The sequence below is a fragment of the Mesorhizobium sp. M0058 genome (assembly GCF_040323095.1).
In the GTDB taxonomy this organism is placed as follows: domain Bacteria; phylum Pseudomonadota; class Alphaproteobacteria; order Rhizobiales; family Rhizobiaceae; genus Mesorhizobium.
Genome location: NZ_JAMYUQ010000007.1, coordinates 1 through 23,712, shown reverse-complemented (window position 1 = coordinate 23,712; position 23,712 = coordinate 1). Strand labels below are relative to the sequence as shown.

The 23,712-nt window shown below is 60.2% G+C and carries 21 protein-coding genes and 1 tRNA gene; 11 read left to right on the top strand and 11 right to left on the bottom strand.

What is annotated here, in order from left to right:
- Nucleotides 1-67: 67 nt before the first annotated feature.
- Nucleotides 68-604 carry a DUF1134 domain-containing protein gene (locus NKJ75_RS13130; RefSeq protein ID WP_245259859.1) on the bottom strand — a complete coding sequence of 179 codons (537 nt, stop codon included), beginning with the start codon at nucleotides 602-604 and terminating at the stop codon, nucleotides 68-70.
- A 390-nt stretch (nucleotides 605-994) separates the two neighbouring features.
- On the opposite strand from NKJ75_RS13130, the gene chpT reads away from it, so the two are divergent.
- Nucleotides 995-1,624 (top strand): histidine phosphotransferase ChpT, encoded by a 630-nt coding sequence (gene chpT, locus NKJ75_RS13125; protein ID WP_023669947.1) that lies wholly within the window; start codon nucleotides 995-997, stop codon nucleotides 1,622-1,624.
- 243 nt (nucleotides 1,625-1,867) lie between these two features.
- Nucleotides 1,868-2,236 (top strand): response regulator transcription factor, encoded by a 369-nt coding sequence (locus NKJ75_RS13120; RefSeq protein WP_023669946.1) that lies wholly within the window; start codon nucleotides 1,868-1,870, stop codon nucleotides 2,234-2,236.
- 85 nt (nucleotides 2,237-2,321) lie between these two features.
- Here the strand turns inward: NKJ75_RS13120 and ctrA are convergent, their stop codons facing one another.
- On the bottom strand, nucleotides 2,322-3,017 hold the full coding sequence (gene ctrA, locus NKJ75_RS13115; RefSeq protein WP_006203583.1) for a response regulator transcription factor CtrA: 696 nt from the start codon (nucleotides 3,015-3,017) through the stop codon (nucleotides 2,322-2,324).
- Between the two features lie 449 nt (nucleotides 3,018-3,466).
- Between ctrA and NKJ75_RS13110 the strand changes: the two genes are divergently transcribed.
- The gene (locus NKJ75_RS13110; RefSeq protein WP_023669945.1) at nucleotides 3,467-3,844 is read left to right on the top strand and encodes a flagellar export protein FliJ; all 378 of its coding nucleotides are present in this window, start codon (nucleotides 3,467-3,469) and stop codon (nucleotides 3,842-3,844) included.
- A 101-nt stretch (nucleotides 3,845-3,945) separates the two neighbouring features.
- On the opposite strand, the gene NKJ75_RS13105 is transcribed toward NKJ75_RS13110, so the two are convergent.
- Nucleotides 3,946-4,347 (bottom strand): winged helix-turn-helix transcriptional regulator, encoded by a 402-nt coding sequence (locus NKJ75_RS13105; protein ID WP_023725005.1) that lies wholly within the window; start codon nucleotides 4,345-4,347, stop codon nucleotides 3,946-3,948.
- 92 nt (nucleotides 4,348-4,439) lie between these two features.
- Here NKJ75_RS13105 and NKJ75_RS13100 point away from each other — a divergent pair, with 92 nt between their 5' ends.
- A complete protein-coding gene (locus NKJ75_RS13100) occupies nucleotides 4,440-5,369 on the top strand; it encodes an NADP-dependent oxidoreductase (RefSeq protein WP_023833538.1) in 930 nt (309 codons plus the stop codon).
- Nucleotides 5,370-5,436: 67 nt separating this feature from the next.
- Here NKJ75_RS13100 and sciP read toward each other — a convergent pair whose 3' ends face one another.
- Nucleotides 5,437-5,712 carry a CtrA inhibitor SciP gene (sciP, locus tag NKJ75_RS13095; RefSeq protein WP_013529904.1) on the bottom strand — a complete coding sequence of 92 codons (276 nt, stop codon included), beginning with the start codon at nucleotides 5,710-5,712 and terminating at the stop codon, nucleotides 5,437-5,439.
- Between the two features lie 257 nt (nucleotides 5,713-5,969).
- Between sciP and mnmA the strand changes: the two genes are divergently transcribed.
- Nucleotides 5,970-7,160, top strand: a complete 1,191-nt coding sequence (mnmA, locus tag NKJ75_RS13090) for a tRNA 2-thiouridine(34) synthase MnmA (protein WP_023683624.1) — start codon at nucleotides 5,970-5,972, stop codon at nucleotides 7,158-7,160.
- A gap of 63 nt (nucleotides 7,161-7,223) precedes the next feature.
- Here mnmA and NKJ75_RS13085 read toward each other — a convergent pair whose 3' ends face one another.
- Nucleotides 7,224-8,183, bottom strand: a complete 960-nt coding sequence (locus tag NKJ75_RS13085) for a Gfo/Idh/MocA family protein (RefSeq protein WP_023699712.1) — start codon at nucleotides 8,181-8,183, stop codon at nucleotides 7,224-7,226.
- Between the two features lie 236 nt (nucleotides 8,184-8,419).
- Between NKJ75_RS13085 and NKJ75_RS13080 the strand changes: the two genes are divergently transcribed.
- Nucleotides 8,420-8,496, top strand: a tRNA-Met gene (locus NKJ75_RS13080).
- On the opposite strand, the gene NKJ75_RS13075 is transcribed toward NKJ75_RS13080, so the two are convergent.
- The 4 genes from NKJ75_RS13075 to NKJ75_RS13060 form a co-directional block, all read right to left on the bottom strand.
- Nucleotides 8,453-10,135 (bottom strand): recombinase family protein, encoded by a 1,683-nt coding sequence (locus NKJ75_RS13075; protein WP_352499868.1) that lies wholly within the window; start codon nucleotides 10,133-10,135, stop codon nucleotides 8,453-8,455. The two genes, NKJ75_RS13080 and NKJ75_RS13075, sit on opposite strands and share 44 nt — an antisense overlap.
- Nucleotides 10,132-10,263: a hypothetical protein gene (locus NKJ75_RS13070; protein WP_281391397.1), complete on the bottom strand. Its 132-nt coding sequence runs from the start codon at nucleotides 10,261-10,263 to the stop codon at nucleotides 10,132-10,134. Before NKJ75_RS13070 ends, NKJ75_RS13075 begins: the two co-directional genes overlap by 4 nt.
- Before the next feature lie 465 nt (nucleotides 10,264-10,728).
- Nucleotides 10,729-11,256, bottom strand: a complete 528-nt coding sequence (locus NKJ75_RS13065; RefSeq protein WP_352499769.1) for a helix-turn-helix domain-containing protein — start codon at nucleotides 11,254-11,256, stop codon at nucleotides 10,729-10,731.
- A 95-nt stretch (nucleotides 11,257-11,351) separates the two neighbouring features.
- Entirely contained in the window at nucleotides 11,352-11,996 is a 645-nt protein-coding gene (locus NKJ75_RS13060) for a hypothetical protein (RefSeq protein ID WP_352499768.1), read from the bottom strand.
- Between the two features lie 118 nt (nucleotides 11,997-12,114).
- Between NKJ75_RS13060 and NKJ75_RS13055 the strand changes: the two genes are divergently transcribed.
- The 5 genes from NKJ75_RS13055 (at nucleotide 12,115) to NKJ75_RS13035 (ending at nucleotide 21,195) form a co-directional block, all read left to right on the top strand.
- The gene (locus tag NKJ75_RS13055) at nucleotides 12,115-12,360 is read left to right on the top strand and encodes a helix-turn-helix domain-containing protein (RefSeq protein ID WP_084567686.1); all 246 of its coding nucleotides are present in this window, start codon (nucleotides 12,115-12,117) and stop codon (nucleotides 12,358-12,360) included.
- Nucleotides 12,361-12,655: 295 nt separating this feature from the next.
- Entirely contained in the window at nucleotides 12,656-14,545 is a 1,890-nt protein-coding gene (locus tag NKJ75_RS13050; protein ID WP_352499767.1) for a UvrD-helicase domain-containing protein, read from the top strand.
- A 290-nt stretch (nucleotides 14,546-14,835) separates the two neighbouring features.
- Nucleotides 14,836-15,813, top strand: coding sequence for an AAA family ATPase (locus tag NKJ75_RS13045; RefSeq protein ID WP_352499766.1), 978 nt, complete (start codon nucleotides 14,836-14,838; stop codon nucleotides 15,811-15,813).
- Between the two features lie 12 nt (nucleotides 15,814-15,825).
- Nucleotides 15,826-18,162, top strand: coding sequence for a S8 family peptidase (locus NKJ75_RS13040; RefSeq protein WP_352499765.1), 2,337 nt, complete (start codon nucleotides 15,826-15,828; stop codon nucleotides 18,160-18,162).
- Nucleotides 18,163-18,282: 120 nt separating this feature from the next.
- Entirely contained in the window at nucleotides 18,283-21,195 is a 2,913-nt protein-coding gene (locus NKJ75_RS13035) for a hypothetical protein (protein ID WP_352499764.1), read from the top strand.
- Nucleotides 21,196-21,485: 290 nt separating this feature from the next.
- Here NKJ75_RS13035 and NKJ75_RS13030 read toward each other — a convergent pair whose 3' ends face one another.
- Nucleotides 21,486-21,701, bottom strand: coding sequence for a helix-turn-helix transcriptional regulator (locus tag NKJ75_RS13030; protein ID WP_032998854.1), 216 nt, complete (start codon nucleotides 21,699-21,701; stop codon nucleotides 21,486-21,488).
- Nucleotides 21,702-21,830: 129 nt separating this feature from the next.
- Nucleotides 21,831-23,712 (bottom strand): AAA family ATPase (locus tag NKJ75_RS13025; RefSeq protein WP_352499763.1); only part of this gene is annotated, 1,882 nt, incomplete at its 5' end.

The window sequence follows — 23,712 nt, the reverse complement described above, 5'->3', positions numbered from 1 at the left end:
GCAAGGGTTTGCCGCAGCTGCACCGGGTCAGAATCTGTTGATCGGGTCGAAGTGTGGTCGGAATCGCTCAGAAAGGATTCCAGGTCGGCCTCTGCGTCAGCTTCAGATAGCCGAGATTGACGCCAAGCCGCGCGCCGACGCCGGTGCGGATCGGCACCAGCAGCACCCTGTTGTTCTGCAGCACGTTGAAGCCGACGCCGGCCACGACATAGGCCGAACCGGCAACGCCGCCGAACCGATTGTAGAGATTGCTGACGTCGTCGAGGTTATAGACGAGCATCATCACCCGCGATCCCTCGCCGCCGAAATCCCAGCCGAGCGAAGGCCCTTGCCAGAACACCTTATGGTCGCCGGCATTCTTGGTGTAGAGCGTACCTTCGCCATAGGTAAGGCCGCCGATCAGCGCGCCGGAGCCCTCTTCGCCGAGCAGATAGCCATTGGGCAGGCCGTAGGAGGCAAAAATCTTCTCGACGACGGTGGCGAGACCGCCCGACGTCGCGCCGAAGAACTTGTGACCGGAATCGACGATCTCCTGAGCGGTGTATTCCTGTGCCCGCGACGCAGAGGTTGAGAAAGCGAGAGCGCCCATGAGGGCAATCGCCATGAAGAAGACGCGGACAAACGTCCGGTCGTAGAATCGGGAAACCATGCTTCCAATCTCCGTCAGGGAGCACTTTCGCCGACGCCTCGCACCCCGTCCGGCTCTTTAGGCGGCCGTTAAGGATGACTGTTACGGGCAAACTATGCCGTAATCCTTTTTCAACCATTAACCTCCCACATGAACATGGCGGTTCGAAGGCTGTTTCTGACTGTCTGCGCGGGCTCCCATCCTGTGCAAAGATGCCGTTTTTTCTCACGAGAATTGTGGATTGTTGCTGCACGCTCGGGCGCTGTGTATTCAGAATGCCTGGGGAGAGAGCGTGATTCGGGTGGTGAGCGTGGCAGTCGGTCGCGCGGCCACCAGGATGTGAATTTTAGCAGGGATTTTTCGCCGATGGCTGAGCTTTTCTCTCTCTCCGCACCCGATCTCGCAGCCTTGTTGTGCAGCCGAGTCTGCCACGACATCATTTCGCCGGTCGGCGCCATCAACAACGGCCTTGAACTCCTGGACGAGGGCGGCGCCGACGAAGACGCCATGAAACTGATCCGGCAGAGCGCCAGAAACGCTTCGGCCCGCCTGCAATTCGCTCGCATCGCCTTCGGCGCCGCCGGTTCGGCCGGCATGATGATCGACACCGGCGATGCCGAGTCCGTCGCCATCGCCTTCCTGAAGAACGAGAAGCCGGAATTGATCTGGAACGGGGTTCGCGCCCTGCTGCCCAAGAACAAGGTCAAGTTGCTGCTCAATTTGCTGCTCGTCGCCAATGCTGCCATCCCGCGCGGCGGCAGATTGGTGGTCACGCTGGAAAACCTCGACACCGAGCCGCGCTTTGCGCTTGCCGCAAGCGGCCCGATGCTGCGCGTGCCGCCGAAATTCCTCGAACTCCATTCCGGCAACAAGCCCGAGGAGCCTATCGACGCCCATACCGTCCAGCCCTACTACACGCTGCTGCTGGCGCGTGAGGCCAACATGACGATCTCGATTCACGCGACCGCCGAAGAGATCGTGCTGTCCGCGGCCTGAGCGAAGCCGTTCGGCAGGACGCCGAGCATCAAGAACAATCAAGTATCTTTTCCCGCTGATATTTGCGGCAATTCAGAACAGGCAAGTTTCATCGCCGGCAACGCCCCTGCAGAATGGGGCTGCAAACGACATGTTTGTAAAAACTTTACCTAACGGCTTTTCTGCTTCTTTACCAGATTGGCCTAGTGTGCATCCCGATACCCGGATGCCGCCGGTTCGCACCATGGCAAAGAGGACCCGGAAATGAAGCGCTGCATGTTTGTCGACGATTCGAGCGTCATCAGAAAGGTTGCAAAACGGATTCTTGGCGGCTCCGACATGGTGGTGATCGAAGCGGCAACTGGACTTGATGCTGTCGAGATGTGCGCTGCCGAGATGCCTGATGTGATTGTCGTCGACGGCGCCCTGCCGGACATGCAAGCGGTCGACGTCATTCGCCAGGTTCGCGCCATGGAGAGCACGATCAAACCGCAGATTCTGATCTCACTGGTCGAGGTCGATGTTGCCTCGATCATGAAGGCAAAGCGCGCCGGCGCCCAGGGTTATCTGTTGAAGCCGTTCAACCGGCCGCAACTGCTCGAACGTTTTCGTACCTTGAAGGTTGCCGCCTGACTCGGCACGTCCTCGGCCAAGAAGGACAGCAAAAAACCCGGCCTGAGCCGGGTTTTCTCATTAAATTCAATCGGATGGTGTTCGCTCAGGCGCTGACGCGGATGTCTTCCGGCTCGCGCAGCACATAGCCGCGACCCCAGACCGTCTCGATGTAGTTCTGCCCACCGGATGCTGCGTCGAGCTTCTTGCGCAGCTTGCAAATGAAGACGTCGATGATCTTCAGTTCCGGTTCGTCCATGCCGCCATAAAGGTGGTTGAGGAACATTTCCTTGGTCAGCGTGGTGCCCTTGCGCAGCGAGAGCAACTCCAGCATCTGGTATTCCTTGCCGGTCAGATGCACGCGCTGGCCGCCGACTTCGACGGTCTTGGCGTCGAGATTGACCACCAGGTCGCCGGTGGTGATGACCGACTGGGCATGGCCCTTGGAACGGCGCACGATGGCATGAATGCGGGCGACCAGTTCGTCCTTGTGGAACGGCTTGGTCATATAGTCGTCGGCGCCGAAGCCCAGGCCGCGCACCTTGTCCTCTATACCGGCCATGCCGGACAGGATCAGGATCGGCGTCTTCACCTTGGACAGGCGAAGTGTCCGCAAGACTTCGTAGCCGGACATATCGGGAAGGTTGAGGTCGAGAAGAATGATATCGTAATCATAAAGTTTACCGAGATCGACACCTTCTTCGCCGAGGTCGGTCGTGTAAACATTAAAACTTTCAGATTTGAGCATCAGCTCGATGCTCTGAGCGGTTGCACTGTCGTCTTCTATCAGCAGAACGCGCATTTCATTCCCCTTTTCTGCCGCCGGACCATGTCACGACCCATCCGGGACCGGAGCAGTGATTGCCTGAACAGAGGCTGCCATCGAATGGTTAACAAAACCTAATTCCGCACCAAGGACGGTACCAGATTTTTTAACCCCTTTCTACACCCTCTTGAATCTAATGATGAATCACAGAACCAAATCGCTAATGCTACACATTAATAAGTCGGACTAAGTGACTCAAGGGACTCGCTGGCCGGCTTCCGTATCGGGAGCCGGAATTTTTACCCGGCCTTAAGTCCTCGCCCTTATGATTAACAATGCGCGTAAACGAATGGTTACCGCCGGCAAAAAACTTTAGGGATTTGTTTCCCATAGTTCGGGGAATGCCGGTGGATACGGGCGGCGCCAGGCCCTGGCGGGCGGATTGGACGATATGTGCAGGTGTGCGTTTCCGGGAGTACCGAATCATGAAGTCACGTGAAAACCTCGTTCGGCTGAAGCAATTTCAGGTGAATGAGAAGCGGCGGCAGCTGCTGCAGCTCGACATGATGATCGCCGAGTTCGAGCGCATGGCCGTTGAACTGGAGCTTCAGATCACCGCCGAGGAGAAGAAGGCCGGCATCACCGACATCAATCATTTTGCCTATCCGACCTTCGCCAAGGCGGCGCGTCTGCGCCGTGATAACCTCAGAAACTCTCAAAGCGACCTCGCCCAGCAGCGAAGCGCTGCCGAATCATTACTCGGCGAAGCTGAAGCGGAGCTTTCCAAGGCCGAGATGCTGGAATCGCGCGACACCAAGATCCGCGACGCGGAACTCGGCGGTCGCAGCGCCATGATCGGCTGACGGCAGGGTTTGAGCCCGACCGGCGCCGCCTGACGCCGATCTTCTTGCTCCGGACCAAAAGGCTCCAGCGCTGCTGACTTGGCCGCAAGGCGGCCGCAGCCTCAGGCCCGTGCCAAATCCCCGTCCTGGTTCGCCGCCGCCCTCGCCCGCGCTTGCTTGATGTCAGGCACATGCTCTTCCGACCAGGAGCGTATCTGGGTGAGCAGCCCCGCCAAGTTCTGGCCAAGTTCGGTCAATTCATATTCGACCCGCGGCGGGATCACCGGAAAGATTTCGCGCCGCACCAGCCCGTCGCGCTCGAGGACGCGCAGGGTCTGCGTCAGCATTTTGGGTGTGATGCCGTCGAGCTTACGCGCCAGTTCCCCATTGCGCATCCGGCCACGGCGCAGCGCACAAACCGTCAGATAGACCCATTTGCTGGCCAGCATCTCGAGCACGGCGTGCGAAGGACACGTCCGCTGGAAGGCGTCATAGCCGGAGCCGCAATCATTATCACTATCCATGAGGTGCCTATATATGGAAAAGGTACATACTGGACAAGGGAATGTTACTATCGAAATGATAGTGGCTCAGAAAACCCCAGCAGGAGCCTCCCATGCGTGCCGTTGTCCAGAATTCAGTCGGCGGACCCGACGTCCTCGTCATCGCCGATCGCCCCGCGCCCTCGCCCAAGTCAGGCGAAGTGCTCGTGCGCGTGCATGCCGCCGGCATCAATCCGGTCGATGGCTCGGTGCGCGCCGGTTACTATCCTTTGCTGGGCGAACCGCCCTTCACTTTGGGCTGGGATATTTCAGGCACGGTCGAGGCGGTGGGCCCAGGCGTCGATGGAGGCCTCAAGGTCGGTGACGCCGTGTTCGGCATGCCGCGTTTTCCCAAGCAGGCCGCGGCCTATGCGGAACTCGCTGTCGCCCCGGCCGATGAAATCGCACCGAAACCGCAAGGCATTGACCACAATCATGCCGGCGCGCTGCCGCTGGCCGGTCTGACCGCCTGGCAAGGCCTTGTCCGCCATGGCGGCCTGAAGCGCGGCCAGCGCGTGTTGATCCATGCCGCGGCAGGCGGCGTCGGGCATCTGGCGGTGCAGATCGCCAAGGCGCGCGGCGCTTATGTCATCGCCACCGCCAGCCCGAAGAAACTCGATTTCGCCCGCTCGCTCGGCGCCGATGAAGTGATCGACTACATCAAGGGAGATTTCACCGCCGAGGTCAGCGACGTCGACCTGGTGCTGGAGCCGATGGGCGGCGACCATGCCGACCAATCGCTGACAGTCCTGAAGGACGGTGGCGCCTTGGTGTCGCTGCTCAATGTCCACGACACCACCCGAGCCAAGGCTGCTGCGCGTGGGATCCGCGTCGAGCGCATGTCCGTCGTGCCCGACCGTGAAGGCCTCGTCGAACTTGGCAAACTGGTCGATGCGGGAAAGCTTGCGGTCCATGTGGCAAAGAGCTTTCCGCTCGAACAGGCGAGCGCCGCGCACGCTTTTCTCGCCACCAGGCCGATCGGCAAGGTGGTGCTGACGGTCTGAAGCAGCAGGCATTACCGACAGGCAAAAGGGCGCGGTTACCGCGCCCTTTTCTATTGTGGTCCTGGCTCTAGTGCCGGTATTGCTGGATGCGCGTCGTGCGCAGCCCGGCAAGGCCGTATTCGTCGATCGACGCTTGCCAGGACAGGAATTCCTCGGTGGTCAGCTTGTAGCGCTGGCATGCCTCGTCGAGGCTCAAAAGCCCGCCGCGCACCGCAGCAACCACTTCCGCCTTGCGCCGGATAACCCAGCGACGTGTATTCGTCGGCGGAAGATCGGCAATCGTAAGAGGGCTGCCGTCAGGCCCAATAACATATTTGACTCGCGGTCTAACAAGATCGGTCATCGTACTCTCTACTAAAAACTCAAAGACCCAATCCCCACCACATTACCGCCACAGCTTTAAAAATTGCCTAAGCGAACCCTAATGAGTAGGTAAGGATCATGAACGCCGCGTTAGTCTTTTCGTCGGCATTTGAGGCAACGGCGGGCAGGCGCGCAATTTTCCCGCAAAATCGGCACCGCCGCAAAGCTGGCGCCGCTGGTGTGGTTGACCTATATTCGCGCCACTGCCATTGAAGCGCCGCGCAGAACGAAAGAACCATGAACAGCCTCGACCTTCCCGCCAGCCCGCAAAACACCCGCATCGTCGTCGCCATGTCGGGCGGTGTGGATTCGTCTGTCGTTGCCGGCCTTTTGAAGCGCGAAGGCTATGATGTCGTCGGCGTCACGCTGCAGCTCTACGACCATGGCGCCGCAACGCACCGGGCCGGGTCGTGCTGCGCCGGCCAGGACATTGACGATGCCCGCCGCGTTTCCGAGACACTGGGCATTCCGCATTACGTGCTCGACTATGAGGAGCGCTTCCGTAAGGCGGTCATCGACCCGTTTGCCGAAAGCTACGTCGCCGGCGAAACGCCCATTCCGTGCGTCTCTTGCAATCAGACGGTGAAGTTCGCCGACCTTTTGGCCACCGCCAAGGACCTTGGCGCCGATGCGCTCGCCACCGGCCACTATATCCGCTCCGGGGCCAATGGCGCCCACCGCGCGCTATTCCGGCCCGTCGATGCCGACCGCGACCAGAGCTATTTCCTGTTTGCCACCACGCAGGCGCAGATCGACTATCTGCGCTTTCCGCTGGGTGGGCTGTCCAAGCCTGCGGTGCGGGCCATCGCCGAAGAAATGGGGCTGACCGTTGCCGCCAAGCAGGACAGTCAGGACATCTGCTTCGTGCCGCAGGGCAAATATTCCGACATCATCGCCAAGCTGAAGCCAGCTGCCGCCAACCCAGGCGACATCGTCCATATCGACGGCCGCGTGCTCGGTCGCCATGACGGCATCCTGCGCTATACGATCGGCCAGCGCCGCGGCATCGGCATCGCCTCGGGCGAGCCGCTTTACGTCGTCCATCTCGACGCCGACCGGGCCCGTGTCATCGTCGGCCCGCGCGAGGCGCTGGAGACCCACAAGATCTATCTGCGCAACATGAACTGGCTGGGCGATCGCGCGCTGTCCGACATTCCGGCCGCCGGCATGGAGCTGTTCGCCAAGGTCCGCTCGACGCGGCCGCCGCGCCCGGCCGTGCTGCATCACCGCGCCGGCAGCACCTTTGTCGAACTGGTCGACGGCGAGTCCGGCATCGCGCCGGGACAGGCCTGCGTGCTCTATTCCGACGACGGCAACGAAGCCCGCGTTTTCGGCGGCGGCTTCATCGAGCGCTCCGAGCGCGGCGCCGAGGCCGAAGCCATGCTCAGCCGGCTCGCAGCCAGGCCGGCGCAGATTCCCGCAGAGTAAACACTACCCTCTCGGAGGCAGTTTGGTTTCGATCTGCCTTAAGAGCAGGGTTTCGAAACGGTCTCAGGACTTTGTGTGCGTGACTGTACCCGCCGTCAGGATGCGCAGCACCCTGATGGCTTCCTCGCCGCTGGTGCGCGGCTCGGCCCGCGTCTCGATACACTGGATGAAGTGCTCGAGCTCGCGCGTCAGCGGCATCCCCTGGCCGACCGCGACATAGGACGGCTCGTTGGTGGTGAAGGCCCACTGGCCGCTGTCCTGCCACACCGCATGGCGGTAGACGGCCAGCTTGCGCTCCCATGGCTCGACATCGTCGAACACCGCCATTGCCTTGGTGCCGACCACGGTCAGCCGCCGCTCGCGATAGGGATTGAGCCGCGAGGTGAAGAGATGGCTGCGCAAGCCATTGGGAAAACGCATGTGCAGATGCGCGAAATCGCTGAGATTGTCGAGGAGTGCGGCCCCCTCGCCCCTGACGTCGATCGGCTCGGTGCCGGTGATGGCCAGGATCATCGACAGATCGTGCGGCGCCAGATCCCACAGTGCGTCGTTCTCGGTGTGGAATTTGCCGAGGCCGAGCCGGTGCGAGTGGATGTAGCGAACCTCGCCGAGCTCGCCATTGTCGATCAGCGCCTTCAGCGTCTCGAAGGCGGGATGGAATCGCAAGACATGGCCGACCATGAACACGCGGCCGTTGTCCCTGGCCGCCTGCACGGCGCGCTCGGCGTCGGGCACGGTCAACGCAATCGGCTTTTCCACCAGCACGTCCTTGCCGGCCTCAGCGGCGCGCACGGCAAGATCGGCATGGAATTGCGGCGGCAGCGCCATGACGATGGCGTCGATATCGTCACGCACGAACAGCTGGTCGGGCTCGATCGCCAGGCAGTCCTGCTCGCTGGCAAAGCCTTCGGCCCGCGCCCGATTGGCATCGGAAACCGCATGCAGCGCGCCGAGCGCCTTGAGGGTGCGGATGTGGTTGCTGCCCCAGTATCCGCAACCGAGGACTGCAATGCGCGGCTTCATCAGCTTCAAACTCTAATTTCTTGGCCGAGACATAGCGGCGTGCCCCGTCGAACTCAACCCCGGTGGCTTACCGGAGATGCCAGCCCGGCAAAGCTTTTACCGGCGACAATATGCCGGCGCCCCTCGCGCATCGATGCTTGACAGGCTCGCCCTCCCAACCTTATATCCGCGCGACCTTGGCGAACGCCTCGAAATGCCTTTCGATTTAAGGCGGATTTCGGGCCTTTCGCCGCCCTGGCGGGGTAGCTCAGTTGGTTAGAGCACGGGAATCATAATCCTGGGGTCGGGGGTTCAAGTCCCTCTCCCGCTACCACTTCCAACCCACTATCGTACGTAACGGCAGCGTTGAAGTGGCTGCCCTGTCCGGTGGGCTTTTCAGTATACCGTGCATTGGGAAATGCGGCCCCGCCTATAAGGGCGGCAAGCTTGCCCTTGACCTCGATTTCGAAGCCCTCACGTGCCCGCTTGGGGTGCACGGTGACGCTATGAACAAGTCCTCGAAGGTTTTGGATCAGCGGGCCACGGTCGTCAGCAGCAGTTGCGTGGTCGGCCAACGCCTTTGAAAGGCCGTCGACGGTTTCGATGTAACGCTGCAAGGTCGCAGGGTGGAGAGCTACGGGTGACAGCGGCTCATCGAGACCGGAGAGCTGTGCCTCTACCTCGGAAAGCTGCGTCTTGAGTTCTGCAATACGCTGCTTGGCATCCTCTTCAGCAATGACGCTTCTGATCACAAGATCGATCGTGCGCTGCCGTTCGCCTTCTATCCGATCGCGCTTGCCTTGCAGCGCTGTGCGCATCGCATTCGCCTGTGCGGACAATTCTCGGCGCTCTTGGTTGTATCTGCGGATGTATGCCTCGATGAGGTCGGGGGCTTTCAGTTGGTCGCGCATGCCATCAAGGACCGCCTTTTCGATCTCGGGCAGATAGATGATGCGCCGATTGGAGCAGCTCCCGCTTTCTCGCACTGCCGAGCACCGAATACGCGTCTTGCCTGTCTTATCACGATCGTGAACCGACAGACCTGAACCGCAAACGCCGCAGCGGAGCAGACCGGACAACAGGTGAGCTGGCCGACGCTTGACATGAGAGGTTGCGTTCACCCTCACTGCCTTGCGAGCCTGCGCCTTGTGCCAAGTTTCGTCTTCGATGATGCGCAAATGCGGAACTTCTTTCGTCTGCCATTGGTCCCTTGGATTTGGCCTAGAAACACGCTTGCCAGTATCGGGGTTCTTCACCATTCGGACCTTGTTCCAGACGATCCGACCGACATAGAGCTCGTTGAAGAGCAGACCTACGCCGCGCTGTGCATTTCCGTTGATGGTGGAACCGTTCCACCGTATCCCCCGCGGTGGCGCTATACCATCCCGGTTGAGGTCACCGGCTAGGTCACGTGGAGCGCGACCGGCCGAATAAGCGGCAAAAATACGCCGGATAACGTCTGCCTCCTCTTGGACGATCTCGAGTTCGCCAGGATGGCCCAAGACCGGTCGATAGCCATAGGCCCGGCCTCCGGCATGACGTCCATCACGGACGACTCCAGCCATACCCCTACGGACTTTCTTTGCGCCATCCTCCCTCTGCATCTGACCGACAAGTCCACGAATACCAATGAGAACCGCATCGGCGATACCGTCATGAACAGCCTGGATTTCAATGTCGAGAAAAGAGAGACGTTTGTGAAGACCTGCGAGATCCGCCATGTCGCGCGATAGGCGATCGAGCGCCTCGACAACGACGATGTCGAACGCGTTCTGGCCCGCAGCTTCCATCAGGCGCATCAGCGCGTCGCGACCCAATATAGATGAGCCGGAGCGCGCCTTGTCCTCGTAGACCGCAACGATAGCCAGACCGTTGCGCGCTGCGTAAGCACGGCACAGCGCAATCTGGTCTTCAGTGGATTTTTCGTTCTGCAGCTCGGTCGAAAAGCGTGCGTAGACAGCGGCCCGCCTCATGTGTCGGAAGCCTTCTTCTTGCAGCGATCTGCATCCATGGCAGCATTTCGGCCAGCCGAAGCGCCGACGGATTTGAGATGATCGCCTCTGGCATCGGCGATGGCGAGTGCTTCGACAAACTTAAGCATGGCTGTGCGAAGCTCCTCCGGCGTTACCGCTAGGGCGGTTTCGCGCAGCAATCCACCATCGCGTCTGTGTCGTGCCGACTTCACGAAGCCGAGCATCACTAACACGACCGGCGATAAAAGGGGCACACGCCTTCGATCGTGCACTTGGGACCCTTCGGCGCGCAAATCGGATAGTCGCCGAACTGGCGAATCTAGATCGCACGGGCTGCAGCCGTGCTGCTGGGAAGCCTATGGCAGGAACTTGGGATGCGTTCGGAAGCTTTTTCATGCAACGCTCCCATCATCGCCGTAGGCAACGACCGGACCACTTTCTCCCTGCCTGCGGCGATATAGCCGTTGTCGAAGTCTCTTCGGGAAACACTCGCTCGACCATCCCCTCCCTGGCGGTGCGGATCGAGGCGACAGCGCGAACTTCGCCATTCCAGCCGTCGAAGGGAACTCGTTGAGCTTTGCCATAACTGCCGGTCAAGCCAGCCTGCATTCGACCGGCATGGGTTCGCTGGACCTAGCGCTCTCCTGCTTTGGGTCGATGACTGCCAGTTCCTCTCCTAATGCTGCGATTAAAGACGACACCCGACCTCGCACTCGCGGATGGAGATGCACAAGCCTTTCAATCAGGCGTCGACCTTCCGTGCTGGCAATAAAATTGATGCGTTCGTCGACCGGCAGCGGAGGAGGATCACGATCGATCTCATTGCCCGGCAGGCCTTCGAAGAAGCGGCCCACCGGAACACCTAGTGAACTAGCGATCTCGTAGAGCATGGAAGCGCTCACGCGGTTTCTCGCGTTCTCATATTTCTGGAGCTGCTGGAAGCTGATACCGATGGATCGGGCAAGCTGTGCCTGCGAGACGTCCGACTGCACGCGAACCGCAGCGATCTGCCTGCCGACATGTTGATCAGCAGGGTGCGGGCCACTCTCGATTCCATGGTTTGCCGGTGCGTCGAAGACGCTGCGACGTCCTGGCTCCGCAAATGCCTTTCGGAACTGCATCGGTCGCTCCATGTGTAGAGAGTTTGTCTCGGTAAGCCCCGCGAAAATCACCACACCGACGAATGATCGCGATTCCGGTACCTTAGTGCCGAAGTTCAGCTTGAGACTTTCTGCTCTCTAATCCGAGCTATGTCGTCTAAGGCCGAGCGGATTTGTGGCCACGGGGGCTCACTGTCATGTAGCGAATACTCCCCTTCCCTAAGCGCTGCATTTAGCTTGGCGGCTATACCGGCGAGCGACGTTGCAGGAACTTGGGATAAGGTTTCGAGTAATTCCTTCGCCCGCTCGCCAGCTTCGTGCTCAGCAAGTAAGGCTGTCGAATAACCAATCTCCCTAGCGGCGGCATCCCAGCGCGCCTGATTGGCTACGATTTCAGCTTCAGCTTGGGTGCGGGCCACTGTGTTAGCGGGACGAACACCGAGCAATTCCTGGAGGGCTTCAACGGAGTGAACTGTCACGCTCTCTCCGTCGGACAAGGTAACTGTCGTGCAAGGGAAGCCAACGGTCTCGATAAGTACCCTCTCCAGCCGCTGCTGCTGATTGCAAAGCCGTTCAGCCTCTTCCCAAGCCGCCTGCCATCGTTTCCACACCGCCACCGCAGGATCAATGGCGTCATCACCCTCCAAGTCGATGCCAGCGAACGATGTAGCCTGCGTCGCCGCCATTGCGGTTGCTGTTCCCGCAAGCACCTTCCTGCGGGTGACGAAAGGCAAAGTCGTGTTATTGTCGGAATCAGCCATGATCCGAGCTCCGCAAAGCGTGGGCGTGGTTAGACTGTTGGAAGCGGGGAACCACTTCCAACGGCCGTTACCTAAAACAAGCATATTTGCACTTTTTGTGCAACAGGGCATTTGAACAATGAAGGTAAGTGCGGCCCAAGTTCGCGCGGCCCGTGGGCTTCTCGACATTTCTCAACAGGAACTGGCGGATCTATCCAAGGTAAGTTTGAGGACGATCGTGCAGTTCGAACGTGGTTCGAAACCAGCATCTGAATCAATCCTGCAAGCGCTGAAGCTATCGCTCGAAGCAGCCGGAATAGAATTCATTCCAGAGAATGGCGGTGGCCGTGGTGTGCGCTTGTCACGCGGTACCGCGAACACTTAGACGAAGGCGGCATCTACAGGCGCCTTTAGGATTATCTGTTTCTCAATCAATGTCAGCAATGCGCCTGATTTCCGCCGTTCAGGCAAATTCGTTTTTGCCTGTGAGCGGACGTTTGCCTGACCTGACCTCAATGGCACCTAAGCGCGCTCACATCGGCATTCAGAAGCCCGGCGTTTTGTCTCGCAAGCTGCCATAGCGTTAATAAAACACCGGTCGCATAATAGCCCGGCATAACTTGTTTCATCTTGACTCATCGACGCGTTCGTTGGCGAATTGCCTCGGGGCGGGGAGCAAAATGAAACGGCCGTATCTTTCCTTAAGTGTAAGCGAAATCGAGGCGATTGCGAATAAGGCACTGGCGGCCGGGAACACGCCAACCCTACGTGCGGTTGCCAGCGAGTTGCGCGACCATCGCAATACGCCGAGCGCGAAGAAATTGCTTGCGCGGATCCAGCAGCTCCAGGCGTCGAAGCAGCCTGACCTGTTTGAAGCTATGAAGCCTGCCGCCCGCACCTCTCGAAAGCCCAAGGCTATTGGGGGGCATGAGCGCGTGCCTATGAAAGCAGGCAGCCGAACACCTACGGCGGAGCAGGAACAGGCGATCCAAGCGTTTTTGTCCGGCGGGTCTCTGCGCATCAATGCCTACGCCGGAACCGGCAAGACCTCGACCCTCCAGTTCCTCGCACAGAGTACGCGACGGCGCGGGCAATACGTTGCCTTCAACAAGGCGATCGTTACAGATTCGAAGGGAAAGTTTCCGGCAACGGTCGACTGCGCGACAACCCATAGCCTGGCACTGAAGTCCATCTCCTCGGACTACAAGCGCAATCGGGATAAATGTTTCAGCCGCTTAAGCGCAAGGCAGTTGGCCGAGATTCTCGGCATCAAAAAATCCTGGCGGATCGACAAGGATCACAGCCTGCAGGCGGTATCGCAAGCCTACCTGGTTCAGGAGACCGTCCGGCGCTTCGCCCACAGCGCAGACGAGGTCATTTCCGAAATCCACGTGCCACGCCACGGGTCGTTGCTGGCCGCAGGGGAACCGACCCTCAAGGCCGTTAATGAATATGCTCTAACCAATGCCCAGCACGTTTGGGAGCGGATGTGTGATGGCCGCGACCCTCTACCGCTCGGCCATGACGGATATCTCAAGCTATGGGCGTTGTCGAAGCCGCAACTTGCCGTCGATTACATCCTCCTTGATGAGGCGCAGGACACCAACCCGGTCGTACTAGACGTCCTCAAGCGGCAGCAGTGCCAGCTGGTCTATGTGGGTGACCGATACCAGCAGATCTACGAATGGCGCGGCGCTGTCAACGCGATGGAGGCTATCGAGACCGACACAACAGTGCATCTAACACAGTCGTTCCGCTTCGGTCCGGGGATTGCGGATGAAGCGTCGCGCGTTCTCGCCCGCCTTGGTGAGCTGAGGCCGTTAACCGGCAACAGCGCGTTGCGCAGCCGGGTCGGCATCTGCAATCCCGACGCGATCCTGGCGCGCACGAATGCCAACGTTATGACCGCGCTTATCGATTGCCTGGAAGCCGACAGAAAGCCCCACCTTGTCGGGGACAACAAGGACCTGAAGACTCTCTTGCGAGGTGTGGTTGATCTGAAGGAAGGCCGGCCGGCCGAGGCGCCGGAGTTCTTCGGGTTCACCAACTGGCAGGCGGTGGTGGATTTCTCAAAAACCACCGAGGGCGAGCAATTGGCCATGTTCGTCAACCTGGTGCAAAGCAAGGGCGAGAAGCGTCTACTCTGGGCTCTCAATCGCTCTTTTGATGAGGGTGAGGCCGACATCGTCGTCTCGACGGCCCATAAAGCGAAGGGACGGGAGTGGCGGAACGTTCGGCTGATGGATGATTTCCTCAAGACCCGGGAGGCCCGCTCGCCAGCAGAACAGGCGGCAAAAGAGCAGCATGATGCCGCCGAGTTACGACTGTTTTACGTCGCCGTAACGCGGGCCAAGGAGGTCATCGAGATTCCGACGATGCGGACGGGTCGGCGCGAGCCGGAGCGCGTCACTCCGCCTGCACCACGGGCCATCCCGCAACTGCCGAAGACGTCTATGGTCCAGCCCAGCGACTGGAAACCGGCTGCCAAACCGATCGCGAGTCCGGCCACCCCGCCTCCCGCGTCGAAACCCGCGAAGCGCGGTTTCTTAGCACGCCTATTTGGGGGATAGACCGATAGCCGCGTCATTCGGCTGTTTTGCGCCTCATTCCAGACATTGCTATAGTTCTCATCCGACCCCTAAAGCGGACGTCCCGTGATAGGAAATCGATGTCCTCCCGGACGCGGTCAGGGCAGCAGTAGCAGCCTCATGACCGCTTTCGACCAGAGTGATTTCTCAGTAAGGTATCTTTAGGCGATTCTGACGGTTTGGTGCCAAGCGTCGGATTCCGCAGCACGGAGTGAATATCTACTAGCTTACAAGGACAAAGCATAGGAATTCGGATGGCTCGCGGTGAATTAATGAAGAAATTGCTGGCGAGCTATGGCCGCGACGATGAGTTTCGTGCGGTTGCCGAGCAGATAATCGTCGAGGAAGAAAAGAAGAACAACAAGGTTCTTGCGCGCACTCTTCGCAAGACTCTCGAAAACGGTCCTTCGCCGAGCGGGCCTAGGTCCATGAAATCGCTTGCGCCACTCATCCCGTTTCCGGATGCCGCCAAGGACTTTGTCGAGCGGGTTGAGCCGACGCATACAACCAAAGACGTCGTTCTCAGCGCTTCCAACACGCGTGTCTTCATCGGTCTCCTCAAGGAGTTCCGACGGGCTGAAGAAATCCGACGCAGGGGTCTGCCTGTGCGGTCAAAGCTCCTGTTTTGCGGACCGCCCGGTTGCGGCAAGACCGTATCAGCGGAGGTTTTTGCCGCTGAGCTCGGCTTGCCGATGTTTGCCGTCAAACTCGACCAGCTGATTTCCTCCTATCTTGGGGAAACCGCGAGCAATCTTCGGAAGATCTTCGACTTCGCCCGGAAGCAGCCTTGTGTTCTTTTTCTCGACGAGTTCGACGCCTTGGCGCGGTCTCGCGATGATTCAAGCGAGCACAATGAGCTCCGGCGCGTCGTCAATAGTCTGCTCCTGTTCATCGACCGCCTCAGACCCCAGGGCTTCCTGATCGCTGCAACAAACCTCGACCACGCTCTCGACAGCGCGATCTGGCGGCGGTTCGACGAGGTGATCTGGTTCGACAAGCCGGATGAGCAGCTGATCGGCCGCTACCTACGCACAAAATTCCGAAATGTGTCGACGGCCTTCGATGTCGGAACGAAGGCTGGTGAACTGATCGGGTTATCTTACGCGGAGATCGAGCGCGTCTGCATTCAGGCGATAAAGTCGGCGGTCATCGAAAAGCGCAAGGACGTCAGGGAGCGGGATTTCAATGCCGCCATCCTCGACGAACAGCGTCGCAGTGCGGGTCGGTCGCGCCTCACCAGCCAGTCGTAGGAGGCCGCTTTAATGGCCCGGTACGACCATTTGCAGCTCGCAAGGCTGCCGGAGCAACTCGAACGCCGCAAGCGCCCGGGCTTTGGTGCAGCACCGGAGCGCGACCGTCCTGATCACAGCCGCCGAATCGCCGAGGAGCTCAACGATGCGGTCGCGGTTCAGCAGCGCCGCCGTCCTCCTGGGACCGTCAATCCATCTCTGATCCTTCGTGTCCGCATGACGGGTTCGCTGCTCGAAAGTGACTGGGAGGATCTAGGCCTAACGGTGCTATCGAGCGACGCTGACCGAACTCTTGTCCTTTTTTCGTCAAACGACGAATTGCACGACTTCCGGGCGCGGATCGTCGCCTATGGCGGTCCGATCCCGGCTGGGCAGGCGGGCGCTCCGTATGCGAACTTCGTCGCCTCGATTGCATCGGTTGGTACGGTCGATCCAAGAGATCGGATTGGGATGCGCCTGAGAGAAGAGGGCTACACCGATTCCGAAGACTTCGACGCTGTCGGTGAGTTGATCGCCGACCTGGAGCTCTGGGATCTGGGCCGACGTGACCTACGTCAGCGCAAACTTGGCGACATCGAAGCCTATGTGGTCGCTCGCGGCGGCGAATGGCTCGACGAGTATATTGGGCCGTCGATCACCATGGCACGTATCCGCGCCAGCGGAGAGGTTTTTCGATCGTTGCTGTCGCTTGAGGACGTCGCGTCCATCGACCTTCCGCCGTCCCCGGACGTTGCAACGGCAGAAGCCATGCGCCTCGAACTCGGCGAACTGCCGGAGCCGGGGCTCCTTGGTGAAGACGCGCCGCTCATCGGCGTGATCGACAGCGGCGTCAATGACCATCCCCTAATTGAGGACATCCTCGTGGGCGCGATCGGCGTTCCCGAACGTCTGGGCACTGCCGACGAATGGGGGCATGGAACGCGCGTCGGCGGCGTGGCCGTATTCGGAGATCTTCGTGCTCAGCTTGCCGGCGGTGCCCTCGCGCGCGCAGCGCGTCTTTGTTCCGCCAAAGTCGTCAACGAGCGTGGCGATTTCGATGAGAGGCGACTGGTACCCTCTCAGATGCGAGAAGCGGTCACTGCGCTTCACGCCCGTTTTGGATGCCGGCTGTTTGTCATCGCGCTAGCCGACCGCAAGCGCGTCTATGACGGTGGGAAAGTCGGCACCTGGGCCGCGACACTGGATGAACTCGCGCGCGAGCTTGATGTTGTGATCGTGGTCTCGGCCGGCAACCGTGCCCCGCGTGCGGGCAACAGGATCGAACAGGCTGTGACCGAGTATCCCCGCTACCTAATCGAAGAGGGCAACCGGATTTTTGAGCCCGGCGGCGCCATCAACGTTGTGACGGTCGGGTCTCTCGCCCATGGCAATGGGCTCGATGCGCGACTAGGCGCAGAGGTTGCGGTGCGTCCGATCACGCAGGAGGGCGAGCCGTCGCCATTTACGCGGATCGGGCCCGGGGTGGAGGGATCGGTCAAGCCGGATTTCATAGACATCGGCGGTACGATGATCGTCGACCCTCTCGTTCAGAGACTACGCGACGGCCGCGACATCGCGAGCGCCGGCCTGCTAACGCTTCATCATCGGCCGATTGAGCATTTGATCACCAGCGGATCGGGCACCTCCTATGCGGCGCCGCTCGTCGCCTTCAAGGCGGCGCAGGTTTTGTCCCGATTTCCAGAGGCGTCGGCCAACCTCGTGCGCGCACTACTTGCCACCTCGGCGACTGTACCTGAGGCCGCACACCGGCGTTTGTCGCCGTTGGGCGACGACGCAGTCCGGTGGGTGTGTGGTTACGGGCAGATCAATCTGGAGCACGCCGCATTCTCCGATGACGCACGCGTCGTGCTCTGTGCGGAAGACGAGCTGGCGATCGATCATTTCGCCATCTACGAGCTGCCGGTTCCAGCACTATTTCAGAGCACAAATGGCCGGCGCACGATCCGCGTTTCGCTTGCGTACGATCCGCCGGTCCGTCACAGCCGCAATGACTATGCCGGCGTCGGTATGAGTTTCCGCCTCGTGCGGGGGTGCGAGCCGGCGCTGATCTCGGAACACTATCGCCGCCGACCGCGTGACGAGGCGATCCCCGACATCGCAAATCGGTTCCAGTGTAAGATGGTCCCCGGTCCGCAATCGAGGGAGAAGAGTACGCTCCAGTCGGCTACTGCGACGTTCAAGACCGACATTTCGAACTACGGCGATCGCTATTACATCGTCGTTCGATGCGAAGCCGGGTGGGCGACGGAGCTTGACCGCCAACGGTTTGCCATCGTCGTGCAGGTCGCACACGAAGCCGAGATTCAAATCTACCAGCAGATACGCCAGCGTATCCAGCTCCGCGGTTGAACCGGTGAAGGCGGACATTGATATGTGCTCGACCCATATGCTCACCGGGTCGCGTTTATCGCAATTCTCGCAGATCGTCGGATTGGGGGGGCGTGTGTTCGGCCGACACACGCGCATGAAATGGTAAATCCTGTCCAACTCGCCGCCCAGCTCCGCTTTCATTTGAGCGAGTTGGGTTCCCGTAATGCACACCACGAGTTCGAGCATCTCGCACGCCATCTTGCCCGCGCCCGCATCTACAGCAACATCCTGCCTGCGACGGGCCCCGTCAGCGCCGGTGGGGACGGAGGCCGCGATTTCGAGACGTTTCGAACCGGGATTCCGCTACCCGTGGCCGGCTCCCTGTTCGCGGCGCGCTCATCGCGAGAATGGGCGGTCGCGTTTGCCTGTAGTCTCGAAAAGCGCATACAAAGAAAGATCCGTGGCGATGTCGAAAAGATCCTCGCGACTGGCAAGGTCGACGAGATCGTCTATTTCTGCGAGGCGAATCTCCCGATTGCCAAACGCCAGGAATTGGTAACCGCGGCCAGCGGCATGGGGGCTGAGCTCCAAATCTTCGACGGCAATACCATTGCAGAGTGGTTGGCTGAGCCCGACCTGTTCTGGATCGCGGAGGAATTTCTGCACGTCCCAGCCGAGATCAGCCCACAGATGCAGTCGGACGACGACGGCTATGCGCAGCATAAGGTGGATTGGAAGGCTCGGACGGTGCTTCCGATCAGCCGCGCCGACTTCGTTGCGATCAAAGCGGGTCTGCGTCATGCTACGTTTGAAGCTGTCGCACGACCGGACCTATCATTCTGGATAGAGAGAATGGCGGGCTTCCTCGTGCCGATGGCGCCGCGCGATCTGGTTCGCTCGGCGAGTTATGAGATAGCCGTCGCTCATCTGCGTGGTCGCGGCGACATGACCAGTCAGGCTCATCTGGTTGCCGACTACTTCGTCGACGTCGAAGCCCATACAGACATCGGCGATCTGACTACGGCTGCGACGTTACTGACCTACGCGTTTGGTGGGTACTGGCTGGGACAGTTCCTCACGAAGGAGTCCGATCTGCATGACTATCGGCGCAAACTCGCAGATGCCGTGCAATCAGAACTCGACGAAGCGATCGGTCCGGGACGAAGGGCGGGCCTGCTGCACGTGCGGGCCCTTCTGGAGCAGACGCCTGCAGGACCCGGCCTGGCGCCCGATTTTTCTGCTGTGATCGCATTCTGGAACGCGATGTTGGACAGCGCCGAGCAAGCGTCACTTTATCCGATCGAAGCATTTGCGGATTTGCTGGTCGAGATAGTCAAGCTCCGCGGTGACGATCCGGAGTTGATGGGTCTCGCAGCACGAGCCGATGATCTGCTGGCTGAGCGTATGGGCGGCGTCGCGGCCGGTGAGAAGGCCATCGATCGAGCTCTGTCGCTGCTCGAGCGGGACCAACCCGCGGCTGCCATCCGGGAACTTCATCGAGCCAAAGCCAAGTGGTTCTCTGGTGAGCGATTAGTAGGAGCGGTGCGCATCCTGGTCCTGCTTGCCGAACAATATCGCCAACATGGTCTCGCCTATGCTGCGAAGTACCATGCGATGACGGCCGCGCTTCTAACCCGTTACGAGCGGGACGACGGTGTCCGCCGCCTGCAACCCGAGGCTCTGCTCGACCTGCTCGATGCCGAAGACGGTGCCGGCAATTCGTTTGGGTTTCTTCGGCTGCTTCCCGTGTTCATTCAAGCCCATATTTTCCATGACGATCATCCACTGAACACCGAGCGGCATCCGCGCCTGCAGAGCAATCTGGGACAGTTGGCGTCCCTACTTGGTTTCCTGAAGCGGGGGAGCCCGACGACACGCCAGGCGCTAGACGAACTTGTAGGCGAGTGGCCTCCCTTACTCAGAGATCCGATTCTGAGCGCCGCGAACGAGCCCGATGGCTTTTGGAACCGAGGCACCTGGCCGGAGGCGTGGACCGGCCTTGAGGAAGCACTACTCGATCGACCCTTCGGCGATCTCGGGCTCGAACGACACGTCCGCTGGGAGGGGCTGGGCATCCGCTGGACTTGCGTTTTCCTCAACGACTATCGCACGACCCCACCGGCCGAGCAGATCATCGCGGAACTGCAGCTTGTAGTCTTCGCCTTCGCGAACAGGGACCTGGGAATCGTCCCGGTCGATATCACCATGAATATCGAGGTTTCCGACGCGATTGAGAGACTGACGGTAGAAGAGCCGACCGAGACGCGAGCCGCATTTCGCGTGACGCTGCCGTCGCGGGACCGAGGGCCGGAGGAAAGTGCTGATGTTCTATTGGTGTTCGCTGCGGCCCTTCGCGCAATCTCCGTGCTCGATGATGAGGCCTTAGCGAGGCAATTTGACAGGTCCGTGCTGGAACCAACCTTTGTTGGTCGGCCCTACGCGGAACTGTTCCGGGAGTTTGTTCCTGAGGATCTATTTGCCGAGTTCTTCCGCCAGTCGATCGCGCCTCTCGATCCCGAGCGTTCCTTCGTCAGCCGCGCCGGCGGCCGTGTTCAGTGGTTCGACGGGCCGGGTCCAACGTTCGAGTTGGAACGTGCACTCGGTGACGCGCAAAATAGGTATGACAAAGTCCTTGTATCGCTTCGGTACACAATTTCAGGCATCGCTCACGATCCTGGCACTCGGGCGCGATTGCTCGAGATGCATGAACGAGGCATGAAAGATTGGGAGATTCTGAGCATCTTAAGCAACATCGCGATGGGCATTCGGCTTGATGTGCCGGAAGATCTCCCACTTGAGGAGCTCCGAAGCCGGGGAATGGCCCTGTTAGATAAGGTCGAAACCGAGCCCGATGCGCTCCTACCGGCCGTGTTCACCGATGAGCTGCTAAGCGCCCATGCCAAGGTTTACCTTGGTGCCTTTTTCAGCAGCTGGCAGCTGCATTGGCCACCAAGCGTGGATTATGAGGGAGCTGAGAAATTTCTGATATCGCGATTTCGCCTTCGCGACGTCGACGTTCCGCATCAAGATGTATTTGGGTGGGATCAGGATGATGCGCCACTCAACCCATAGGCGATCATCGCGGTGGCTGCTGGCCGCAGGGCACGCGGTATTCTGACGTCTCGATCTGAGCGACTAGCACGCACGGTTCACCTGCTCTCTAATGATCGGTAGGCAACGGCACTACCGCTGCCACATTCTTGCTATCGCCTCGAAACAAGCGCAGCTAGGAATGCGTCGGACTATGTTCCGGATATGGCTCCTCAATGAGCTGCCATTCCGCTTCCGGCCTCTTCCCAGTCGTTGAACTTACATCAGAGAGGACTGTTCAACGATGGGCGCAACCTGCCACTCCACCGCCACTAGTCGCTGTTTTTTCGTGATGCATTGGTGTGCCATGAGACAGGATCAGCGACCCACCGATTGATGTCCGACTCCCTCCATCCCGCACCGTTTAAGCTGATCTTGACCTGGGCCGGGAACGTGCCTTCGCCGATTTTTCGGTACATCGTCGAGCGGGACAAGCCGGTCCGCGCGAGGACGGTCTTAAGGCGAATGATACGATCCAGTTCAGGCATGGCTGCCTTGTCTTTCGTTCAGAGCATTTGGCACCTGCTGGAACCAGACAGGACAACCCAAGGTCGCCGCGCAATCAGATTTGTCATCGCGTCGATCTGGGGCGTGAAAACGGCGGCGAATCGGAGGGTTTAGATTCCTATGCCACGGCCGCTGCCAATGCCGTGGTTGAAAGCGAGTTCCACACCCAGACGCCGGCCGGATTCGACCTGGATGCCAAGCGCCTTCTTATGATTGGCCAGTAGGGATTCAAGTTGAGGATCGCGTTCAAGGCTCTTGGCCATATCGGACATGGCCGAACGCGTTGACTTGTAGCCGGACATGTCGCCGGTCTGATATTGCTCCCGTCCCGTCCGATCGAGCTTTTGCCAGCGTTCGACGAAACGGTCGGCGCGGCGGCCGGGATCGATGTCCATCCCGGTGCGGATTTCCGTCTCAAGCTGGAGAGCAAGCACGATTCGGTTGACGCGGCCGGCACCCGCTTCACGAACCAGCTCGGGATTTTTCACATAAGCCGCTTCGGCATCGCGCCAGCCATACGGCCGCACCTTCTCGAAGGCGCTACGTGCATCCCTCAACTCGCGCATCTGCTCGGGACTGCCCTGCCCATCCGCATCTCCGTTGTGCGATATCGCGTCGAGAGCGCGTGCGTGACGAACAAGCGCCTTCGTACGAGCGCTTCGCAACGCCGCTTCCGCGTCCACCGGCACATTCGCGGCGCGTGGCACTCCGGTGGCGAGATTTCCTCTGCCGGGCGTCGCGTCTGCATCTCCGATCCGCACCCCAACACTCTCCCTTCCCGGCCCAGGTCCACGTTCCTGCATGGGCTCGCCGTCTGCGGGCGAGCGCAACCCGTCCAGCAATCCGCTGATCCTGTCGCGCAGCTTCTCCGGAACGATCCGGCGCACGATCTCGACCACGCGCTCGCGGAACGTGATGCCGCGCCGCTCGGCATAGTGTTGCGCCGGGTCGACCTGCTCGTAATCCGACGCCATGTCCTTGGCGCGGTCCCGTGACAGCGTATGGACGAGGCGTTCGCGGGTTGTGAAGTCGTCTCCGCCGTAATGCAGGTCCGCGCTGTCTCGATGCCGCGACAATGCGACGTAGCTGCCATGTGCATCCATGCCCGGCGTGGCGAGCACATGCGTCCGGTCGACGGTCATGCCCTGCGCCTTGTGAATGGTTGCGGCATAACCGTGGTCGATGTGGGAATAATCTTTCAGGTCGAAGCGAACCGACCTGTCGTCATCGGTGCGCACGGTCATGCTCTGTGTGCTGAGCTCTTCCACCATGCCAAGCGTGCCGTTCTTGACGCCGAGGCCACGCTCGTTGCGCAGGAACATGACCCGGTCGCCGCTGGCGAAGGTTCTTGGGCCGCGTTCGACAATCACTTGCACCTCGTCGCCGAGTTCTCCAGCAGCGCGCATGCGCTGGCGCGCGGCCTGGTTCAGGGCGCTCACTTCGTCGTTTGTGTGGGTGAGAATGATCCGGCTTGCCTCTGGATGCGCCTGCCTGTCGCGATCCCAGCGCTCGACGAGTTCAGATCGCGCCTCGTCGCGCGTTGCAGCCTGATGCACCATGCCTTGCGCGTCATAGGCGTTGTTCGCAGCGCCGATCCTGCCGGTTGCCAGATCGCGCGTGGCATCACGCTGCCAGTCCTCGCGCTGCCGACGCACCTGACCGATTTCGACGCCGCCGTGTCGCTCGTGGATAGAGCGGAATGCAGCGCCCGCTTCGATTGCCTGCAACTGCTGCGGATCGCCGACGAGGACGATCTTTGCGCCAACGTCCGCCGCATGGGAGAGCACGCGCTCCAACTGGCGCGTGCCGACCATGCCGGCCTCATCGATCACCAGGACATCGCGCGCGGTGAGCAGATCGCGGCCCTGTCCCCAGCTATGCTCCATACTGGCGATGGTGCGTGACGGGATGCCTGATCCGCCTTCCAGATTCTCGGCGGCAATGCCGGAGAGTGCGGCGCCTCGAACCTCGTAGCCCGCCGCTGCCCATGCC

What these genes read in the sequence shown, in the direction of transcription:
- NKJ75_RS13085 (WP_023699712.1), bottom strand. Translation starts at nt 8,183, where the DNA reads ATGAAGCCGCGCATTGCAGTCCTCGGTTGCGGATACTGGGGCAGCAAC.
- NKJ75_RS13030 (WP_032998854.1), bottom strand. Translation starts at nt 21,701, where the DNA reads ATGCCTGAACTGGATCGTATCATTCGCCTTAAGACCGTCCTCGCGCGG.
- NKJ75_RS13035 (WP_352499764.1), top strand. Translation starts at nt 18,283, where the DNA reads ATGGTAAATCCTGTCCAACTCGCCGCCCAGCTCCGCTTTCATTTGAGC.
- NKJ75_RS13050 (WP_352499767.1), top strand. Translation starts at nt 12,656, where the DNA reads ATGAAACGGCCGTATCTTTCCTTAAGTGTAAGCGAAATCGAGGCGATT.
- NKJ75_RS13100 (WP_023833538.1), top strand. Translation starts at nt 4,440, where the DNA reads ATGCGTGCCGTTGTCCAGAATTCAGTCGGCGGACCCGACGTCCTCGTC.
- NKJ75_RS13110 (WP_023669945.1), top strand. Translation starts at nt 3,467, where the DNA reads ATGAAGTCACGTGAAAACCTCGTTCGGCTGAAGCAATTTCAGGTGAAT.
- NKJ75_RS13070 (WP_281391397.1), bottom strand. Translation starts at nt 10,263, where the DNA reads ATGCTTAAGTTTGTCGAAGCACTCGCCATCGCCGATGCCAGAGGCGAT.
- NKJ75_RS13130 (WP_245259859.1), bottom strand. Translation starts at nt 604, where the DNA reads ATGGCGATTGCCCTCATGGGCGCTCTCGCTTTCTCAACCTCTGCGTCG.
- NKJ75_RS13075 (WP_352499868.1), bottom strand. Translation starts at nt 10,135, where the DNA reads ATGAGGCGGGCCGCTGTCTACGCACGCTTTTCGACCGAGCTGCAGAAC.
- sciP (WP_013529904.1), bottom strand. Translation starts at nt 5,712, where the DNA reads ATGACCGATCTTGTTAGACCGCGAGTCAAATATGTTATTGGGCCTGAC.
- NKJ75_RS13060 (WP_352499768.1), bottom strand. Translation starts at nt 11,996, where the DNA reads ATGGCTGATTCCGACAATAACACGACTTTGCCTTTCGTCACCCGCAGG.
- NKJ75_RS13040 (WP_352499765.1), top strand. Translation starts at nt 15,826, where the DNA reads ATGGCCCGGTACGACCATTTGCAGCTCGCAAGGCTGCCGGAGCAACTC.
- ctrA (WP_006203583.1), bottom strand. Translation starts at nt 3,017, where the DNA reads ATGCGCGTTCTGCTGATAGAAGACGACAGTGCAACCGCTCAGAGCATC.
- NKJ75_RS13045 (WP_352499766.1), top strand. Translation starts at nt 14,836, where the DNA reads ATGAAGAAATTGCTGGCGAGCTATGGCCGCGACGATGAGTTTCGTGCG.
- mnmA (WP_023683624.1), top strand. Translation starts at nt 5,970, where the DNA reads ATGAACAGCCTCGACCTTCCCGCCAGCCCGCAAAACACCCGCATCGTC.
- chpT (WP_023669947.1), top strand. Translation starts at nt 995, where the DNA reads ATGGCTGAGCTTTTCTCTCTCTCCGCACCCGATCTCGCAGCCTTGTTG.
- NKJ75_RS13105 (WP_023725005.1), bottom strand. Translation starts at nt 4,347, where the DNA reads ATGGATAGTGATAATGATTGCGGCTCCGGCTATGACGCCTTCCAGCGG.
- NKJ75_RS13055 (WP_084567686.1), top strand. Translation starts at nt 12,115, where the DNA reads ATGAAGGTAAGTGCGGCCCAAGTTCGCGCGGCCCGTGGGCTTCTCGAC.
- NKJ75_RS13065 (WP_352499769.1), bottom strand. Translation starts at nt 11,256, where the DNA reads ATGCAGTTCCGAAAGGCATTTGCGGAGCCAGGACGTCGCAGCGTCTTC.
- NKJ75_RS13120 (WP_023669946.1), top strand. Translation starts at nt 1,868, where the DNA reads ATGAAGCGCTGCATGTTTGTCGACGATTCGAGCGTCATCAGAAAGGTT.